The sequence below is a fragment of the Phytoactinopolyspora limicola genome (assembly GCF_011320225.1).
Classification (GTDB): Bacteria; Actinomycetota; Actinomycetes; order Jiangellales; family Jiangellaceae; genus Phytoactinopolyspora; species Phytoactinopolyspora limicola.
This window is the reverse complement of sequence record NZ_JAAOEN010000033.1, coordinates 1-19,506: the sequence shown is the minus strand read 5'-3', so window position 1 is coordinate 19,506 and position 19,506 is coordinate 1. Positions and strand designations below refer to the sequence as shown.

At 66.1% G+C, this 19,506-nt stretch carries 18 protein-coding genes and 1 riboswitch; of the genes, 8 read left to right on the top strand and 10 right to left on the bottom strand.

What is annotated here, in order from left to right:
* Positions 1-212: 212 nt before the first annotated feature.
* The 8 genes from G8760_RS29610 to G8760_RS29575 form a co-directional block, all read right to left on the bottom strand.
* Positions 213-1,433: an NADP-dependent isocitrate dehydrogenase gene (locus G8760_RS29610; protein ID WP_166356419.1), complete on the bottom strand. Its 1,221-nt coding sequence runs from the start codon at positions 1,431-1,433 to the stop codon at positions 213-215.
* Between the two features lie 162 nt (positions 1,434-1,595).
* Positions 1,596-2,585: a malate dehydrogenase gene (locus tag G8760_RS29605; protein ID WP_166356418.1), complete on the bottom strand. Its 990-nt coding sequence runs from the start codon at positions 2,583-2,585 to the stop codon at positions 1,596-1,598.
* A 154-nt stretch (positions 2,586-2,739) separates the two neighbouring features.
* Positions 2,740-3,081, bottom strand: a complete 342-nt coding sequence (locus G8760_RS29600; RefSeq protein ID WP_207782870.1) for a DUF3017 domain-containing protein — start codon at positions 3,079-3,081, stop codon at positions 2,740-2,742.
* Between the two features lie 2 nt (positions 3,082-3,083).
* Complete coding sequence (locus G8760_RS29595; protein WP_166356417.1) at positions 3,084-4,211, bottom strand: citrate/2-methylcitrate synthase; 1,128 nt, start codon at positions 4,209-4,211, stop codon at positions 3,084-3,086.
* A 474-nt stretch (positions 4,212-4,685) separates the two neighbouring features.
* Positions 4,686-5,576: a bifunctional methylenetetrahydrofolate dehydrogenase/methenyltetrahydrofolate cyclohydrolase gene (locus tag G8760_RS29590; protein WP_166356416.1), complete on the bottom strand. Its 891-nt coding sequence runs from the start codon at positions 5,574-5,576 to the stop codon at positions 4,686-4,688.
* Positions 5,577-5,664: 88 nt separating this feature from the next.
* On the bottom strand, positions 5,665-7,257 hold the full coding sequence (gene purH, locus G8760_RS29585) for a bifunctional phosphoribosylaminoimidazolecarboxamide formyltransferase/IMP cyclohydrolase (protein WP_166356415.1): 1,593 nt from the start codon (positions 7,255-7,257) through the stop codon (positions 5,665-5,667).
* Positions 7,258-7,289: 32 nt separating this feature from the next.
* Positions 7,290-7,379, bottom strand: a riboswitch (ZMP/ZTP riboswitch).
* An 89-nt stretch (positions 7,380-7,468) separates the two neighbouring features.
* Positions 7,469-8,098: a phosphoribosylglycinamide formyltransferase gene (gene purN / locus G8760_RS29580; protein ID WP_166356414.1), complete on the bottom strand. Its 630-nt coding sequence runs from the start codon at positions 8,096-8,098 to the stop codon at positions 7,469-7,471.
* 58 nt (positions 8,099-8,156) lie between these two features.
* On the bottom strand, positions 8,157-9,449 hold the full coding sequence (locus tag G8760_RS29575) for a cell division protein PerM (RefSeq protein WP_166356413.1): 1,293 nt from the start codon (positions 9,447-9,449) through the stop codon (positions 8,157-8,159).
* A 144-nt stretch (positions 9,450-9,593) separates the two neighbouring features.
* Here G8760_RS29575 and G8760_RS29570 point away from each other — a divergent pair, with 144 nt between their 5' ends.
* The 4 genes from G8760_RS29570 (at position 9,594) to G8760_RS29555 (ending at position 14,999) form a co-directional block, all read left to right on the top strand.
* Complete coding sequence (locus G8760_RS29570; protein ID WP_166356412.1) at positions 9,594-10,823, top strand: sensor histidine kinase; 1,230 nt, start codon at positions 9,594-9,596, stop codon at positions 10,821-10,823.
* A complete protein-coding gene (locus tag G8760_RS29565) occupies positions 10,811-11,485 on the top strand; it encodes a LuxR C-terminal-related transcriptional regulator (protein ID WP_166356411.1) in 675 nt (224 codons plus the stop codon). The genes G8760_RS29570 and G8760_RS29565 overlap by 13 nt, the downstream gene beginning before the upstream one ends.
* Positions 11,486-11,726: 241 nt before the next feature.
* Positions 11,727-12,500 (top strand): ABC transporter ATP-binding protein, encoded by a 774-nt coding sequence (locus G8760_RS29560; RefSeq protein WP_166356410.1) that lies wholly within the window; start codon positions 11,727-11,729, stop codon positions 12,498-12,500.
* A gap of 3 nt (positions 12,501-12,503) precedes the next feature.
* Entirely contained in the window at positions 12,504-14,999 is a 2,496-nt protein-coding gene (locus G8760_RS29555; protein ID WP_166356409.1) for an ABC transporter permease, read from the top strand.
* Between the two features lie 247 nt (positions 15,000-15,246).
* Here the strand turns inward: G8760_RS29555 and G8760_RS29550 are convergent, their stop codons facing one another.
* Both G8760_RS29550 and G8760_RS29545 read right to left on the bottom strand, forming a co-directional pair.
* Positions 15,247-15,786, bottom strand: coding sequence for a hypothetical protein (locus G8760_RS29550; protein WP_166356408.1), 540 nt, complete (start codon positions 15,784-15,786; stop codon positions 15,247-15,249).
* Between the two features lie 175 nt (positions 15,787-15,961).
* Positions 15,962-16,333 carry an alpha/beta fold hydrolase gene (locus G8760_RS29545; protein WP_166356407.1) on the bottom strand — a complete coding sequence of 124 codons (372 nt, stop codon included), beginning with the start codon at positions 16,331-16,333 and terminating at the stop codon, positions 15,962-15,964.
* Here G8760_RS29545 and G8760_RS29540 point away from each other — a divergent pair.
* From G8760_RS29540 to G8760_RS29525, 4 genes are all read left to right on the top strand, one after another.
* Entirely contained in the window at positions 16,310-16,783 is a 474-nt protein-coding gene (locus tag G8760_RS29540) for a hypothetical protein (RefSeq protein ID WP_166356406.1), read from the top strand. The two genes, G8760_RS29545 and G8760_RS29540, sit on opposite strands and share 24 nt — an antisense overlap.
* A 121-nt stretch (positions 16,784-16,904) precedes the next feature.
* Positions 16,905-17,408, top strand: a complete 504-nt coding sequence (locus G8760_RS29535; protein WP_166356405.1) for a SigE family RNA polymerase sigma factor — start codon at positions 16,905-16,907, stop codon at positions 17,406-17,408.
* Entirely contained in the window at positions 17,405-18,958 is a 1,554-nt protein-coding gene (locus G8760_RS29530; protein WP_166356404.1) for a hypothetical protein, read from the top strand. The genes G8760_RS29535 and G8760_RS29530 overlap by 4 nt, the downstream gene beginning before the upstream one ends.
* Positions 18,959-19,011: 53 nt before the next feature.
* On the top strand, positions 19,012-19,506 hold a 495-nt coding region (locus G8760_RS29525), incomplete at its 3' end, for a sigma factor (protein WP_207782869.1).

Genomic DNA, 19,506 nt, shown 5'->3' with positions numbered 1-19,506 from the left:
GCTACCAACCCAGCGCCCAACCCCGCTACGACCTACGCGGCCACCGCGAACCCCAACCCACATGACACACTCAAACCGTCAGCGATGTCCCGAGACACACCCGTCAGCGATGTCCCGAGACACCACAGTTCCGCAAGGCGCTGCCCGCGCATCTGATCATTCCACCCTGGACTGACCAACCGCCGGATCAGCCCAGGCCGAGCAACGCCGGATCAGCCCGCCAGCCGCGCGGAGAGGTTGTTGTCCAACGCGGCCAGGAACTCCTCCGTGGTCTTCCACTCCTGGTCCTTGCCGACCAGCAACGCGAGGTCTTTGGTCATCACGCCGGACTCGACGGTCTTGATGACGACGTCCTCCAGCGTCTGCGCGAACCCGGCGACGTCGGGGGTGTTGTCGAGCTTGCCACGGTGCATCAGACCACGAGTCCAAGCGAAGATCGACGCGATCGGGTTGGTGGACGTGGGCTTACCCTGCTGGTGCTGGCGGTAGTGCCGGGTGACCGTGCCGTGGGCCGCTTCCGCCTCGACGGTCTTCCCGTCCGGCGACATCAGCACAGAGGTCATCAGGCCGAGCGAGCCGAAACCCTGGGCGACGGTGTCGGACTGGACGTCGCCGTCGTAGTTCTTGCATGCCCAGACGTAGCCGCCCTCCCACTTCAACGCGGCGGCCACCATGTCGTCGATCAGCCGGTGCTCATACGTCAGCCCAGCCGCCTCGAAGTCTGCTTTGAACTCGCGCTCGAACACGTCGGCGAAGATGTCCTTGAAGGCACCGTCGTAGGCCTTGAGGATGGTGTTCTTCGTGGACATGTAGACCGGGTAGCCACGCTGCAGGCCGTAGGAGAACGATGCCCGGGCGAAGTCTTCGATGGACTTGTTGAAGTTGTACATGCCCATGACGACGCCGCCGTCCTCAGGCATCTTGACGACCTCGTGCTGGATCGGCTCCGACCCGTCGGCGGGTGTGTAGGTGATGGTGACCGTGCCGGCGCCCTGAACCTTGAAGTTGGTGGCGCGGTACTGGTCGCCGTGCGCGTGCCGGCCGATGATGATCGGCTTGGTCCAGCCGGGGACGAGCCGCGGGATGTTGGAGATGATGATCGGCTCTCGGAAGACCACACCACCGAGGATGTTCCGGATGGTGCCGTTCGGCGACAGCCACATCTTCTTCAGGCCGAACTCCTCGACCCGGGCCTCGTCGGGAGTGATAGTGGCACACTTCACACCGACGCCGTGTTCTTTGATCGCGTTGGCGGCGTCGACCGTGACCTGGTCCTCGGTGGCATCCCGGTGCTGAATGGACAGGTCGTAGTAGCGCAGATCCACGTCCAGGTAAGGGTGGATCAGCCGTTCCTTGATGAACGACCAGATGATTCGGGTCATCTCGTCGCCGTCGAGCTCGACGACGGGGCCGGCTACCTTGATCTTCGCCATGGGTCAACGCTCCTGAAGTCCACTTTTTCTCTCGACGTCAAGATATCAGACTGGGCTGGACCGCCTTCACCGCGGCCACCCGTCGGGTGACCATCCGAGCATGTACTCCACCGCAGCTCGGCGGTGAAACCACACACGTCGGACGGTCACCGAGAGAACGGATCAGATCAGGCCCAGAGCCTTGACCGCGGCCCGCTCTTCTTCCAGCTCCCGCACGGACGCGTCGATACGCTGCCGCGAGAAGTCGTTGATCTCCAGGCCGGACACGATCTCCCAGCGCCCACCCCTCGACACCACCGGGAACGACGACACGAGCCCTTCCGGCACACCGTACGACCCGTCGGAGACGACCCCGGCTGAGGTCCAATCACCCTCGTGAGTGCCCAATACCCAGTCGTGCACGTGATCGATCGCCGCGTTGGCCGCGGACGCAGCCGACGACGCACCCCGCGCCTCGATGATCGCCGCGCCCCGCTTGGCCACGGTGGGAATGAACTCGTCGGCCAGCCACACCTCATCGGCGACGACCTCGGCGGCGTTCTTGCCGCTCACCTCGGCGTGGAAAATGTCCGGGTACTGGGTGGCCGAGTGGTTACCCCAAATGGTCAACTTCTTGATGTCCGCGACGCCGGCTCCGGTCTTCGCGGCCAGCTGCGACAGGGCCCGGTTGTGGTCCAGGCGGGTCATCGCGGTGAACCGATCGGCCGGCACATCGGGCGCGTGCGCCTGCGCGATCAGCGCGTTCGTGTTGGCCGGGTTTCCGACGACGAGAATCCGCACATCGTCTGCGGCACCGGCGTTGATCGCCGCGCCCTGCGGCCCGAAGATGCCACCGTTCGCCTCAAGGAGGTCACCCCGCTCCATACCCTTGGTACGCGGCCGGGCACCCACCAACAGACCGATGTTGGTGCCCTCGAAAGCCACGGTGACGTCGTCGGTGATGTCGATCCCCCGCAGCAGCGGGAACGCGCAGTCGTCCAACTCCATCGCCGTGCCCTCGGCGGCCTTCACGGCCTGCGGGATTTCCAGCAGACGCAGCCGCACCGGCGTATCCGGCCCCAATAGCTGCCCCGACGCGACCCGGAAGAGCAACGCGTAACCGATCTGCCCGGCAGCGCCGGTGACGGTGACGGTGACGGGGGCTTGAGCCATAACGGTTCTCCTTGTATCGCTAGTGACGAATTGTTCGTCCGGTCGACCGTTCAGGTGCTAACGGTGCCCGACAGGATGACGCTCGGCACCCCGCGGCGGAAGCACAGACGTCGTGGCCTCGACATGCCCGGGACCAGATTCCACGAGACACCCCTTAGCTCGGCGGCGGGACGATAAGCGCGGCAATGAGCGTACCCCCGCCCAACAACGCCAGCGTCAACACGTCCAACAGCCGGGAGCGCACTTGCAACAGACCGGCCCGTTCACTCGGCACCACCATCCGCAAGAACGCCGCGATGCAGACACCGCCAGCGATGATCACCGTGCCCCGCTTGAAGTGGTCATTCGCGACCACGATGATCCCGCCGATAACGACGCCCAACGCGATCAGGAACGGCCACTGCCGGAACACCGCCTGGAACCAGCTGGCCGGCGTCAGCCTACGCTCTGCCGCTACCGCCCACCGGCTGCGCTTACGGGGCGTCGCGTCGCTCACGGTCACCGTTCGGCGATGTCGGCCCAGCGGCGACCGGTCGGACCGGTGTACTCGCTGCCAGGTCGGATCAGCCGGTTGTCCTCGTGCTGTTCGATCACATGCGCGGTCCAGCCGCTCATCCGAGAGATGGCGAAGACCGGAGTGAACAGATCGGTGGGGATCCCCAGCGCGTGGTACACGCTGGCAGCGTAGAAGTCGACATTCGGGTACAGGCCCTTGGTGTCGAAGACCGTCTGCTCCATGCGCCTGGAGAACTCGTAGTAGCGGCTGTTGCCGCTCAACTCCCCCAGCTCTTCGCTCATCTTGCGTAGATGCGTGGCCCGCGGATCCTCCGTTTTGTAGACCCGGTGGCCGAACCCCATGAGCTTGCGCCCAGCGGACAACTCCTCGCGGACGAATCCGTCCACCGCATCGACGTCTCCCTCGATCGACGTCAGGGTGTTCATGACGGCCTCGTTCGCGCCTCCGTGCAACGGGCCACGCAGTGCCCCCATAGCGCCGGTGATGGCGGAATGCATGTCCGACAAAGTGGCCGCGATGACCCGCGCGGTGAAGGTGGAGGCGTTCATGGTGTGGTCGGCGTGCAAAACCAGACAGGTGTCGAACAGGTCTTGCGCGCGGTCGGATGGGTATCGACCGGTGATCTGCCACAGGAAATTGCCCGCGATACCGAGGTCCGGATCACTCTCCACCGGGGCCCGGCCGGTACGAGCGGCCTCATAGCGGGCGACAAGAATCGGCATCTGCGCCACCAGCCGCGTGGCCTTGCGCCGATCGGCCTCGACCGACGAATCTCCCGCATCCGGATCATCAACCGACAACGACGACACCAGCGTCCGCAACGCCTCCATCGGTGTCGCGGCACGCACCACGTGCGGCAGCAACGCCTCCGTCGTCGCACCGATCTGGCGAGCAGCCGTCAGCTCGTCCTCAAGGTCGTCCAACCCCTGTTGCGTGGGCAGATCGCCACGCTGCAGCAGGTGCACACACTCCTCGAACGAGATGCGGCCAGCGATGTCATGGATGTCATATCCCCGGTAAAAGAGACGGCCACTCTCACCGTCGATATCCGAGATCGACGTGGTGGCTGCTACGACGTCGGCGAGGCCGCGCGAAGACTTTTCGGCCATAGGGGTCCGGACCTCCTCGTCTCTGGAGACGCCACCCTACCCAACAGTAGGCATGGACATATAGGCCGCCCTAACTATGACACTCAACGCAGCCGTCCACACCCACCAGCCGCCACTACACTCGCTGACCCTCAGCACCCCCGGTCGCACTCCTCACCTCACTCCCTCCGCGGCACACCTCGCACGCTCGGCGCACCACTACACTCGCTCAGCTCGTCGCCGCTCAGCACCCCCGGTCGCACTCCTCACCTCACTCCCTCCGCGGCACACCTCGCACGCTCGGCGCACCACTACACTCGCTCAGCTCGTCGCCGCTCAGCACCCCCGGTCGCACTCCTCACCTCACTCCCTCCGCGGCACACCTCGCACGCTCGGCGCACCACTACACTCGCTCAGCTCGTCGCCGCTCAGCACCCCCGGTCGCACTCCTCACCTCACTCCCTCCGCGGCACACCTCGCACGCTCGGCGCACCACTACACTCGCTCAGCTCGTCGCCGCTCAGCGAGCTCGACGACATTCGCCAACAACATCGCCCGCGTCATCGGACCGACACCGCCGGGGTTCGGCGAAATCCACTCGGCCACGTCGTACACATCCGGCGCGACGTCACCAGCGATGCGAGACTTGCCGGTTTCCGGATCGGTGACCCGGCTCACCCCAACGTCGAGTACTACCGCCCCCGGCTTCACCACGTCCGCGGTGACGATGCCCGGCACGCCGGCCGCAGCCACGACGACGTCGGCACGACGCAGGTGCGCAGCAACATCGGCCGTCCCGGTGTGGGTGAGCGTGGCCGTCGCGTTGAGGGCCCGTCGGGTCAGCAGCAACGGCAGGGACCGCCCCACCGTCACCCCTCGGCCGACGACCACCACGTCCTTGCCGGCCAGGGTTATCCCGTGCCTGGACATCAGCTCGACGATGCCCCGGGGAGTACACGGCAGCGGCGAGGTCAGCTCGGAGTTCACCCCCAGCACAAGCCTGCCGAGGTTGGTCGGGTGCAGGCCGTCGGCGTCCTTGTCCGGGTCGATCCGCTCCAGTACGGCGTCGGTGTCGATGTGGGCCGGCAGCGGAAGCTGAACGATGTAGCCGGTGCACTCCGGATCCGCATTGAGCTCATCGATGACCGCCTCCAACTCGGCTTGAGTGATGGACTCCGGAAGGTCGCGCCTGATGGAGGTGATGCCCACCTCGGCGCAGTCTCGATGTTTACCGTCGACATACCACCGCGAGCCCGGGTCGTCGCCGACGAGCACCGTGCCAAGCCCGGGCGTCAGACCCGCCGCCGCCAGCGCCTCTACCCGTATCCGCAACTCGTCCTTGATGGCTGCCGCGGTCGCCTTGCCGTCCAGAGTTTTCGCGCTCATAAGTCCTCCGTCGTGCCCAAAAAGCCTTCCCATGATCATGAACACTTTGCCGTGCTATGACCCGGCAAAGTGTTCATGATCATGGGTATTAGTGAAAGAAGTGGCGGGAGCCCGTCAAGTACATCGTGATTCCGGCCTCGCGTGCGGTCTCCACCACCGCGTCGTCGCGCACGGAGCCTCCTGGCTGCACCACCGCACGCACGCCCCCGCGGATCAACACCTCAAGCCCGTCGGGGAACGGGAAGAACGCGTCGGACGCCGCCACCGCACCGGCCGCCCGGTTGCCCGCACGGGTCACCGCCAGACCGGCGGCATCCACCCGGTTCACCTGCCCCATGCCGACCCCCACCGCGGCGCCGCCCGACGCCAGCAGGATGGCATTCGACTTCACCGACCGCACCGCACGCCAGGCGAATGCCAGGTCCGCGCGCGTATCGTCGTCGGCGGAATCACCGGCGACCAGAGTCCACCCGGACGGGTCGTCGCCGGCCGCGTCGAGGCGGTCGATCTGCTGCATCAGCACGCCTCCGGCGATGGCCCTCGTCTCCACCCGGCGACCGCTTCCCGGCTCGGCACGTAGCAGTCGGATGTTCTTCTTCTGGGTAAGGATCTTCAGCGCCTCGTCGTCGAAGCCGGGCGCGATGACCACCTCGGTGAACACATCGGCGATCTGCTCGGCTGCCGCGGCGGACAGTGCCCGGTTGACGGCGATGACCCCGCCGAACGCGGACACCGGGTCGGTGGCGTGGGCCTTGCGGTGCGCCTCCGCTATGTCGGCGCCTATCGCGACGCCACAGGGGTTGGCGTGTTTGATGATGGCCACGGCCGGCTCGGTGAAGTCGTGGGCCGCCCGCCACGCGGCGTCGGAATCGACGTAGTTGTTGTAGGACATCTCTTTGCCGTGAAGCTGCTCGGCACCGGCCAGCCCGGCTTCACCGTGCCCAGCTCGATACAAGGCGGCGCTCTGGTGGGGATTCTCGCCATAACGGAGCACGGCGGCGCGATCCCAAGTACCACCGATCCAGGCGGGGAAACCGGTGTCGCCGGACGAGTCGGTCAGCACGCTGCCCATCCACGAGGCTACGTGGACGTCGTAGGTGGCCGTGTGGACGAAGGCGTCGGCGGCTAACCGCTGGCGCTGGGCCAGGGTGAATCCACCTGCGCGCACGCTGTCCAACACGTCGCCATAACGTGCCGGGTCGACAACCACCGCCACGTTGGCATGGTTCTTCGCCGCCGCCCGGACCATGGACGGCCCGCCGATGTCGATCTGCTCGATGACCTCGTCCGGCGCTGCCCCCGAGGCGACTGTCTGGGCGAACGGGTACAGGTTGCAGATCACCAGGGTGAAGGGTTCGACGTCGAGATCGGCTAGTTGATCACGGTGGGCTGGTAGCCGCAGGTCGGCCAGCAGGCCAGCGTGCACCCGTGGATGCAGCGTCTTCACCCGGCCGTCGAGGCACTCGGGGAACCCGGTGAGATCCTCGACTCGGGTGACGGGAACACCGGCGTCGGCGATCCGTGCCGCCGTCGACCCGGTCGAGACGATGGCAACTCCGGCCTCGGCTAACCCACGGGCCAGCTCGTCCAGTCCGGACTTGTCGTAAACACTAATCAATGCCCGGGTGACCGGGAGCCGATCCGCGTGGGCAGCGGTGTTGGCGGACTCGGTGGCGCTCATACGTCTCCTCAGCGAGCAGGGTTCAACCACTCGACTCGGGCCCAGGCGTCCGACCCGAAGTCTGCTGCTGGTGTTGCCGCTCCCCGGTGGTGATCCACCCAGCGCCAGTTGCGACGCTGCCCACCCTAACAGCCCCTCCCCATGATCATTGGCTGTTGACTACCGGATCCGGTAGTCAACAGCCAATGATCATGGGGAGGGAGGGGTAGTGTCAGGGGACGGTGACGCGTCGGCCGGACAATGTCCACCCGTGCCTGGCCAGCCGACCCACCTGCTCGACGAGTTGGCCGCGCTCCGCCGCCTTGATCCGTTCGGTCAGGGTGTCGACGTCGTCGTCATCCAGAACTGGCACCGCCACCTGGGCCAGAATCGGGCCTGTGTCCAGGCCGGCATCGGCAAAAAACAGGGTGGCACCGGTGAGTTTGACACCGTGGGCCAGAGCGTCGCGCGGGCCATGCATACCCGGAAAGGCCGGCAGCAGGGTGTTGTGGGTGTTGATGTAACGGCCTCCGAACCGGGCCAGAAAGGTCTCCCCGACCAGTTTCAGGAAACCGGCAGAGATGACGAGGTCCGGCTCGTACCCGGCAACCCGATCGGTCAGCACCCGATCCCATTGTGCGCGGTCAGGATGATCTTTGACGCGTTCAACGAAGGTCGGCACACCGGCGTCGGCCGCGATCTCCAGACCTCGGATACCTTCCCGGTCAGCGCCAACGGCGGCCACAACGGCGCCATAACTTGGGTCGGCGCATGCCTTGATCAGCGCGGCGAGGTTGCTCCCGGCGCCGGAAAGAAGAACGACGAGGCGGCAGGGCCTCCCGGCAGGTGGTGAGAAACGCACGCAGCTCTCCTCAGCTCAGCGTCAGATCGGCGCCCGCGTCCGGGCCGGCACTTCGAGCCTATCTCGCCGCGCCATCCGGGGCTTCGGCCGAGCCTGACCCGGCCTGGCTCCGACTTCGGCTCCACTCCAGCACCGCGACGGTGATCATCGCTGGAATACCAACAGCGAGGAATGTCATGGCGGCCACCTCCCACGGCACCGGGCCGATCACCGACAGCCGCACCGCTCCGGCGGATCCACCGGAAAGCAACGCTAGGACGGACATAGCTAACGCAGCGGCAGCGCCGGCCCCTCCGGCAGCAAGGACAAGAGTGGCCGGTGGCTCGTTCTGGGATGCGAGCCTGCGATGAACTACCAGCCCGGCGAGTACCCCTGCCAGGACCGGCCCGGCTAAGACCGCCCAGACCAGCGTTCCTGGCGGCTGGGCCGGCAACGCTCCCAGCACCGGCAACGCCGGCACCATCCCCAGTTCGACCCCACCGGGTGCCACGACGGTATCGACACCGACGACGAACCCCGGTCCCAGGGAGAAACTTGCTGCCCAGATCACCGCATTGGGGATGACGGCGGCCCCGCCGAGAGCCAGCACCGAGTTTCCGACCGCCCCAGCTTCTAACGCTTCGGCAAGCACACCGATCTGGCTGGAGTTGACCACGAGCGCCAGGGTGAGTAGGGCCGCTCCCACAACCACCAGCGCGGCCACCGCGACTCCGGCAGCAGCGAGCGCGGCCCGTACTTCCGGGGCGATCCGGACCAGCCAGACCTCGTCGAATCCAGTCTCATGGAGCACGCCCAGAGCGCAACCTACCGCGGCCCAGCACGCCGCCCAGGCCACAGCAGGTAGCGGTGCGACCGAGACATCATCCGCCGATGCCACGACGGCGAGCAGACCGGCGCCGACCGTGTACACAGCCACCGCCGGCGCGACCACCAGTACTACCCCCCTCGGGGTAGCGGTACCGGCCTGGTGCGCGGCCCAGCGGCCGGATCTGTACATCAACAGGACAAACACGATGGTCAGCCCCAAGGGCGCCAGCTCGAACCCGGTTCCATCAACCACCAGCTCGACACGATGGCTCAGCAGCCACAACCGGGCACCAAACCGCAACGGGTCACCGAGCGAGCCGTCCGCGCCATCGGCCATCCAGACAGACACGGCTGGCAACGCGCACATCGCCAACGTGGCGATCAGCACCCAGCCCGACGCGAGTACCGCGGCGAACCACGGCACCCGGGACCCCCATGCGGGTTCCTCACGGCGCAGCAACGGTCGGGTGAGCAGGTCGGGCACGTTCTCATCGTCGCTGCTTCGGGCCGGAAGGTCAGCTTCCCACGCCGACGCCACCGTCATCTCTGCAGCTTCCCGCCGCAACCCGCCGTCCTTGCCGCGAAGGTCCATCCACCTGCTGTTCTCGTCGCACAACGCGGCCGTACGCTGCGATGTAACGTGAGGATGACATCAATTGGAGCGGCCGGACACGAAAGGGCACAAAGGTTGGGTGACGAGTACTCGGTCCGGGTCTTCCGGGCCGTTGGTTATCTCACCAGCGGTGCCCTGGTCGCGTTGGTTTCCCCGGCCGTGCTGGTGGCGGGGGTCGTTTCCCGCGTCACCGGCGGATCAGGTAGCGGTTCCTCCGGGTCGGGCAGCCGCCTCATCAATGCGGTCACCTCCTGGGAACGTCGACGCGCCGGCCTCGTCCTGCGCATGCTCATACCCCACTCCACCGTGCCCACAGCGTCGGTCATGCTCTGGGCCGGTATGCAGATGGTTGTCGCGCTTCCGATATCGCTGGCATCGGCCTATCTGGTGATCGGCGGAGTCAATGCCTTGGCGTTCCCAGTGTGGTGGCCGCTGACCGGTGGCGGGCCAGTCAGCCCACTACCGATGATCACCGTCACCGAATGGTCGACGGCGGTCCTCGTGCCACTTATCGGTATCGCGTACGCACTACTGCTCTACCTGCTCGCCCCCGCAGCCGCCCGCCACCTGGCTCGGCTGTCGGTGCGGTTTCTGGCGGCGGCCGGCCACAACGGGCCGCGCGCGGCAACCGCCTCGCCGAGCGAAAATCGTGACGGTCTCGTCCTCGCGCAAAGCGCGGAACTACGCCGAATCGAGCGTGCGCTACACGACGGAGTCCAGGCCCGACTGGTCAACGTGAACTTGAGGCTCGGCATGCTCGCCGGCTCACCGCCAACCGCGGACACCGACCACGGCCGGGGCAGCCAGCTTCGCGAGCTCCAAAACCAGCTGAAAGACGCCATGTTCGAGTTGCGCTCGATCATTAGCAGCGTTCACCCGCCTATCCTGACCGATCGTGGCCTGGAAGGTGCCCTACGGTCCGTGGTCAGCAATAGTGCGGTTCCGTGCACGCTGACCCTGAACAACCTGGGGGATCTGCCCGTGGCGATCCAGGTAGCGGCGTACTTCACCGTGGCCGAGGCCGTCAGCAACGCGGCGAAACACAGCCAAGCCGAGAAGCTCACGGTCACGATCAGCCGAGATCCAGAGTGGTTAACGCTGACGATCAGCGACGACGGAGTCGGTGGTGCGCGCATCCCGCAGGCCGGGCCAGACCACCGGCTGCCCGGCGTCTCGCCCTGGTCAGCGGAGACCGGGCTGTTGGGATTAAACGGGCGCATAACAAACCTGGGCGGACGGCTGTTCATCCGTTCGCCGGCCGGCGGGCCAACTCACCTCCGGGTGGTGTTACCGTGCGGGTCCTGATCGTGGAGGACGAGCCTCTGCTCCGCGAGGGTCTGCGTCTGCTGTTCGAATCGCATGGGCATCAGGTGGCCGGGGCCATGGCTGAGGCTTCGCGGCTGGATTCCGCGCTCAGCTGCGGCGATGTCGACGTACTCGTGATCGACGTGCGACTGCCACCTGGATACCGGGATGAGGGTCTGCGAGCCGCGATCAACACCCGCCGCGATCATCCCGAGGTAGGTATCGTGGCGCTGTCGTCGTATGTCGAAGTGAACTATGCGTCGGAGCTTCTCGCTGACCCGCGTGGTGGTCTCGGATACCTGCTCGAAGACCGCATTGGCGACGTCGCGTCGTTCATGACGTCGGTTTCCCGCGTCGCCGATGGTGCCACGATCATCGATCCCGAGGTCATCTCCACGCTCTTCGAGCAACGTCGTAATCCTCTCGCCGCGCTGTCGGCACGGGAACGCGACGTGCTCGCGTTAATGGCAGAAGGTCTGACCAACCACGAAATCGCCGAACGACTCGACATCTCCGACAGCGCCGTGGCCAAACACGTGGGTAAGGTATTTCGCGACCTCGGGCTGGCCGACGACGACACCGGAAATCGCCGGGTGCGGGCAGTTCTCGCGCTGCTATCGCACCGGCACCCGCGTTCGCCCTACCCTCCAGTGTCCCGATAAGAGTTCGCGCGGGGTTCCGAACCGGACCTGCCGGGCACCGTCGGCGCCCCCCGGGGGTGCAAAAATGTGCACCCGCGGAACGGGCGACAGCTCCAGTGAAACGCCGGTTTCCGCTCACTAGCGTCGGCTGCATGACAACAAACGAACCCGGATGGCAGCCCTCCGGACAACGCCGTATCTGGCCCTGGCTTCTGCTACTCGTGGTCGTGATCGGTGTGGCCATCAACGTCGCCCTGACCGTATGACCATCGAGCCTCACGTGACTGCCCAATCAGTGGCGGGCGTCCCGGCCACGGTCCAGCTCAGCGGGGTAACGCGGCAGTACCGGCGCGGTCGCAAGACTGTCGACATCCTGCGCGGAATCGATCTCGCTATTCCGGCCGGGTCATTCGTCGCGATCATGGGACCGTCCGGCGCCGGTAAGAGCACCTTGTTGAACTGCATGTCCGGCATCGACCTACCCACATCGGGGACAGTACGGGTAGGCACCACCGTGCTCACCGAACTGACCGAGACCGAACGTACGCTGTTCCGGCGGGACCGGCTGGGCTTCGTCTTCCAGTCCTGCAACCTGCTGGATGGGCTTACCGTCCAGCAGAACATCGAGTTACCGGTCCGGGTCGCTGGCCGTCCCGTCGACCACGCTTGGCTGGGTCACCTCTGTGAACGTATGGGGATCATCGAGCTCCTGCCGCACCGGCCACAGACGCTGTCCGGTGGTCAGCAGCAGAGGGTGGCCATAGCGCGAGCGTTGATATCGCGGCCCGAACTCGTCGTCGGAGATGAGCCGACGGGCGCATTGGACAGTGCGACGGCCACCCGGATTCTCCGGTTGCTGGCCACGGTCGCCGACGACATGGGGCAGACCGTAGTGTTCGTCACCCACGATCCCCGAGCTGCTTCGTTCGCTCACAACGTCCTGTTTATGGCCGATGGCCAGCTCGTCGACCAGCTCACCGCGCCGTCCGCAGAAACGGTCGCCACCCGTATGGCCCGGCTCGGAGAGGACATCTAGCCGATGCGCCTAGCATTCACGGCACTCCGCCAGGCGGGCGGATCGGCTGCGGTCTTCGCGTGCCTGCTATCCGCCGCCGCACTGTTCGTCGTGTGTGGAACCATCCTGGAAAGTGGCGTCTCGTCGCCGGTTGAACCGCGACGATACGGCGCCGCGGATGTCGTGGTCGGCGGCGCCACCCATGTTCAACTCCACACCGGCGACGCGTCGAAGCGGGCCGCCCTGGCGCAGCCCGCTCCATTAAGCAAGCAGGTCGCCGAAGATGTTCACCGGCGAGCCGCCGAGACCGGTGTCAAAGCAATCCCCGACCATGCTTCGCCAGCCGTTCTCCTGATCGGTGATCGCCACGACGTGACCGTGCACAACTGGTCCGCCACCCATCTGGGCGACCGGATGATCACCGACGGGTCAGCACCTGGTCCAGGGGAAATGGCGCTCGACGACCTCGCCGCTGATGCTACCGGCGCGGTTACCGGCGACATCGTGCCGGTGCGCACAGCACACGGCGTGCAGACACTGCGCGTATCCGGCATCATCTCCTACGGCCCCACAGCGGCATCGATGACACCGGCGGCGTATCTACCGGACGACGCCGCGGCCAGGCTCACCGACCGTGGCGATGGCCCAGTGGCCACCGCGATCGGGCTCGTTGCCGACAACACCGTCAACGCCGATGCACTCGCCGCCGACATTCACGAATCAATTGGCGACGAGGCTCTGGCCAGGGTGACCTCGGGCGCGGGCCGAGCACAAGTGGAGTTCCCAACGGTGGCCCAGGCCCGCACGGACCTGCAGTCGCTCGGCGGGTCCCTCCTCGGCATCGTCGTCATCGTCACGATCGTTGTGATCGGCGCGGCCATGACCACAACCGCGCACCGCCGTCGCCACACCCTGTCGCTCCTGCGTACCATCGCGCTCACCCCTCGAGACCTGCTTGTCGCCGTCGCCGCCGACACCTTGTTCATCTCCGCCATCGCTGCGGCAATCGGCGTCTTCTTCGGCGCCCTTGTGGTCCGCGGGTTCGGTGGCCTCCTTGCCTTCATCGGGGTTCTGCCGCCGGGCTACACATTGAGTAGCGGCCCGATTACCCTCGCGGGTTCGGGTCTGCTGACCATCACCCTGGCTCAGGTGATCGCGTGGGCGGTGCATCGCCGGATCGCCCAAGGCGCGCCGGGAGCAGCGGATCTCAGCACGTCAGCGTCATTCACGCTCAGCCGCCCCGCAGCCGTGGCCGGTGCCGTCCTAACGGCCGTAGGCGGTGCCGCCAGCGTCCTGCCACTCGTCTGGTCCGGTATCGCTGCCGTAGCGATCGCAGGGGGTGGGGGCCTCCTGCTGGCTTTCGGGAGCGGGATCCTGTCGCGACCGGTGGTCGCCGCGGTAATCCGCCGCATCGGCCGCCTTCGGCTGCGCCGACGTGGAAGCAGTCGGTGTCCGGAAACCTGGTTGAGCGGGGCCACGATGTACGAGAGCGCTCCGAGGCTGGCCGCTGCGGCCGCACCGCTGATCCTCGCTACTGCTCTCGCACTAGTACAAGTCGCGATACCCGCCACGCTGGCAAGTGGCAACAAACGCGCTGCTGAGCAGAGCGTCACCGCCAGCCACGCCGTGACCTCGGCGGCCGGCCTACCGTCGGTGAACCCGCCCGCCGACACATTGATGGTTACTCGGCAGCACATCCTGGGTTGGACGACGGTACTGGACAGTATCGAGCAGTTCGACCTGACCGCCTACGGATTTGCCGGACCGGTCTCATCCGCTCTCGACATCTCCGCAACCCACGGCAACTGGGAGCCGGACACGCCGCTCGGCGCGGACGAAGCCGTCGGCAGCGAGTTCACCGCGGCTACCCTCGGCGCCACCGTTGGTGAGTCTGTCGACATCGTGCTCGCCGACGGGACACTGGCCGCGCCCACGGTCGTGGCCACCGTAGACAACAGGAATGCGGTAGGTGACATCTTCCTCAGCTACGACCTACTCGGCGCCCACCGAGCCGGTGGCAGCCCTGGCGCCCAGGCCGCGGACTTCGCGCTCACCAGCGCCATCGCGGATCTCGATGACGATCTCACCGTCCGGCCGGCTGCGGCCGCCTTCAGCGGTGGGAGTAGTCCGGCGCGAGCGGTGATCACCAGTGTCCTGCCGCTCATCGCGTTATTCGTCTATATCGCCATCTCCGCAGGCAACACACTGGCTCAGTCGACCTTCAGCCGGGCAACCGAAATCCGGACCATGCACGTCATTGGCGTCAGCCGCGATCAGCTACGCAGCGTCATCAACGCCGAGACAACAATCTTCGCCGGCATCACCGCGGCGCTGGGCATCTTGGTGGCCCTGCCTTGCCTGACGACGATCTCGCTCTCGGTGACCGGACAACCGATTCCGGCTGTGCCGCTGTGGTTCTACGCAGTGCTGATCGCCAGCGTCGGCGGTTTGGCCATGTTGTCGATCACCATCCCGGGACGAATCATGATTAGCCGGAACGCCGCAACAGGCCGACGATAAATGGTGTGCGGTTACGGATTCGGCGGAGGACTGCCGATCCCGGACCCGGACGGCCGCCGCACATGCGTGCTGACCAGTGCACCAAGTCCGAGCGGTGGCGAACGTCGCGCTGAGGACAGGCACCTCTGGGATGCGGCTCCCTCACACTCGTGGTCGAACGTCGGTGGTGCCCACGAGGATGCGTGAGCGACGTCCGGGCCAGCAACCACTCCACTGAGCAAGCAGTCACTACATACGGTCTAAGTGGCTAGGCACCTCGCAGTTCCCGAGCACGGCGATGGTAGTCGACAGGAGTGTTGTCCAAAACCCGGTCGAGGACGATGCGGAAGAACCTGGCCGGGTCGAGGTCAGAGGTCACCAGGTCATGACGGAGTTTGACGCGCGGCAGGTCGAGAAGTTGCTGCTCAACCTCGTCGAACGGCAGTGATGGCTCTGGTTCGGCATCCGTGATAGCTGGCTCGTCGGCCGGCGCATCGTCTCCCGGATCAGGCCCGCTGAGGTCCCCGCCGTACTGCGGCACGATCAACGCCACGGCGTGATAAGCGTCGTCTTCGCGGCCGAGCTTGGTCAGCAGGTCTACAAGCCAGGCGGCCTTGTCAGGCGACTGGTCCCAACAGGTCGACCGGAGCCCGTAGACGAATCCGCAGGCCGCCTGCGGGTAACGGAGTCGGAGATTCTTTGCGTCGCCGTAGGACTCCTCCACTCGGTTCGCGGCGTTGTTGCCGAAGGACGAGTCCATACGCTTGGTGGAAATCATGATCTCGGGCCCGGTCGACCAATGGCTCATGATGACGTCCACCTGTTTGACGTAGTTCTTGCCAAGCAGCTTGGCACTCGCGCCAACCGTGCCTTTGAAGCTGCCGCCGTTCCTCGAGAACGCGAGGATAGATGCCGACGAGATAGCCGAGCACTATTCCGACGCTATTGCTGGTTTCCGGGATGCACGTGATGTGGCCCTAGCGTTAGTCCGCGAAGCCTGCGATTTGCTCGGCCAGAACCTCGGGTGCGTCGAGTTGTACAAAGGTGCGGGCGTCGGGAACTTCGATGAACTCGGCGTCGCGGAACGCTTGTTGCAGGCGTCGCCCGAGTTGTGGAGTGAATGAACGGTCAGCCATGCCCCACACGATCCTCACGGGCACATCGTGCTGACTGAGGCGGCCGGTGACGGCTAGCAGCTCCTGCGGATCGATGGATCGGAGGAAGCGTGCTGCGTCCTCACGGACTCCCCGATGGCTGAGCGCCGGCTCGATCCATGAGCGGGTCAGATCGGGGTCGAGGTGGTTGGCGAGCAGCCCGAAGCCGACAGCGGAGTGCCGGAAGGGACGGGCGCGCATCGGCAGGAGGTTGAGCTTCATCCGGCGCGGCCCTGCGAGCAGCCTGAAGATCACGCTGAACGGCCACGGTGGCAGATCACCGAGGCGATACCGCCCGATGGCGCCGACCTCGTCGCGGTGATGTCATGCGCCGTCGAGGCATGGCTGGACGCCTGCGAGACCCCGGAAGTACGGCGAATCGTGCTGATCGACGGCCCCGCCGTGCTCGGCTGGGAGCGCTGGCGGGCGATCTGCCAAGCCCACATGCTCGGGATGATCGAAGCCGTCCTCGCGCAGGCTGCGGAACACGGCACTCTGTTGCCGCTGCCTATCAAGCCCCTCGCACATCTGCTGCTCGCTGCCGCAGATGAAGCGGCGCTCTATCTCAACGCCTCGACCGACCCCGACACCGCATGCACCGAAATCATGCAGATCGTTGACGCCCTCATCAGAGGACTCACCAGGGTCTAGGCGTTTCCCGGACCACAGTCATCCACATGGCTTAGATCCCTTGCAACCAACCCACTGGGTCGCGGGTCATCACTGACAACAGACGGTTTCAGGGGCCGCCCGGACGGCTGAGGGAGGCACAATGGGCGCGGAGGCCGAGTTCGACGCGTTCTACCACGCGTCCAACCGCCGCGTACTCCACCAGATGTACGCCATGACCGGCAACCTCGCCGACGCCCAAGAATGCACCCAAGAAGCCTTCGCCCGCGCCTGGCAACGCTGGAAAACCGTCAGCCAAGCCAACAGCCCCGAAGCCTGGGTCCGCACCGTCGCCTGGCGCATCGCCGCCAGCCGCTGGCGCAAAACCAAAAACGCCATCACCGCCATGGCCCGCCACGGCGCACCAGACAACACCCCACCCCCCAACCCAGACCACGTCGCACTCGTCACCGCCCTACGCCAAATCCCCGAACCACAACGACAAGCCATCGTCCTCCACCACCTCGTCGGCATGAGCATCGACGAAATAGCCACCGAAACCAACACCCCCACCGGCACCATCAAAGCCCGCCTCTCCCGCGGACGAACCACCCTCGCCCAACTCCTCACCGACACGAGCACGGCGATGGGAGGCGACCGGTCATGACCGACAGCTTCGACGCGCACTTGGGCCGACGGCTCAACGCCCTCGACTCTGACATCGCCGACGTCCAAATGGCCGGCCCTGCCGCCGCCCGCCACCGCGCCACCCAACGCACCCGCAACCACATCACCGCTGGCGTCGTCGCTGGTGTCGCGGTGTTCGCGGTGGGGTTCGCGGTTGTGGCCCAGCCGATGACACCGGCCGACCCGGATCCGATCGCGCGGCCGGACCCGGCCACGCCGTCGCCGGTGGAGACACCCGAGTTGAACGTCGCCGAGGACCTCGGCCCGGCTCTGATGACGGTCGACGACATCGCGGGCGACGCCACCCTGGCCTGGGCCGAGTCGGATGCCGACGTGCCGCTGGTGCAATGTGTGCCCGATCTGGATATCTTCGCGGTGGCCGACCACGCCGGTGTCGACTTCGTGGCGGCCGAAACCCACAACGTCAGCCATGACCTCCTGCGTGCCCCTTCCGCAACCGCTGCCGAGGACTTGTTCGACCAGATCCGCAGTCAGATCCAGTCGTGTTCGCCGTCGGATCAGACCGAGCCCACCTGGGTGTTCAACATGGGTGATCTGACCGACATCGGTCACGAGGCGTGGTTGATCAGCTACTGGACCGACCCGGCGGACCAGCAGGCACCCACGCCCACCATCGGCCTGGTGAGGTACGACGACGTGGTCAGCGTCACGGTGCTGGTCGAGCCGACCATGTCCAATGACGGCTCGGTGGACATCCGAACGCCGGCCAACGCGGCCGAACGGATGTGCACCGTGCTGTTCGGAACCAGTTGCGTCGGCGAGCCCGAATTCGATGACGGCGTCGACACCGAGCCGGGAATGGAAGATCCCCAACAATCCGACGCCGACGCCGACGCCGACAACGGTCGGCCCGACCTCGGCGCTGACGCAGGCGTCGGTGGCGACGGGGCCGGGGACGAGGGGACGGTCGACCCCGGCGGTGCGGATTCGGGCGGAGAACCGACCGGCGAACCACCGGCGTTGCTCGACCTAGCCGACGTGCCGTTCCTGACCGATGAGGACGTGAACCCCGTCGGTAGCTACAGCGGCTTCAGCCGGATCGACGGTTATGATCACCCCGATCCTTACGATCACCGCTGCTTGATCGATCTCGACGCGACCGGTGCCGACCCCATGGTCAAGGGGCACTGGACCCATGGGGGCGAAGGCAGTATCGACCAGTTCATCCTGCGTCTGCCGGACGTCGATTCCGCCGGAAGGATCGTCACCGATCACACGGTCCTGCCCGACCAATGCGGGGAGATCGGCGACACCCGTCAGCAGACCGTTCATGCGCCAACGGTGATCGCCGTCGAGGGCGCCGACGCCGCGTTGGTGTGGACGGTGGACGACGTGCCATTACCCGAGGATCCGGGCTCTGCGCCGTCGTTCTCGGGGGTCGGCGTTGCCCAGGTGGCGAACGTCGTCGTCGTGATCGCGTTCGGCGCGTTCGGCGATCCGACCGAAGGCGACTGGAACACCTACGCCGCTCAAGTCCTGGAGCACGCCATCAACCGGGCGACACGTTAGTGCGTCACACCAGAGCCGCCCACCGTGGCCAGCGCACCCGGCATACCGATCAGATGACGAAGGTGGCATCTCCATGCAACCAATCTCGGCTGTCGAGAGTCTTGTGGAGTGAGTTCGCTGGCTCGGCCGAACGGCCGCGGCTGACGTCGGAGCTGAAGGGAGGCGGACACATCATGGGTGCGGTGGAGGAGTTCGACGCGTTCTACCACGCGTCCAACCGCCGCGTACTCCACCAGATGTACGCCATGACCGGCAACCTCGCCGACGCCCAAGAATGCACCCAAGAAGCCTTCGCCCGCGCCTGGCAACGCTGGAAAACCGTCAGCCAAGCCAACAGCCCCGAAGCCTGGGTCCGCACCGTCGCCTGGCGCATCGCCGCCAGCCGCTGGCGCAAAACCAAAAACGCCATCACCGCCATGGCCCGCCACGGCGCACCAGACAACACCCCACCCCCCAACCCAGACCACGTCGCACTCGTCACCGCCCTACGCCAAATCCCCGAACCACAACGACAAGCCATCGTCCTCCACCACCTCGTCGGCATGAGC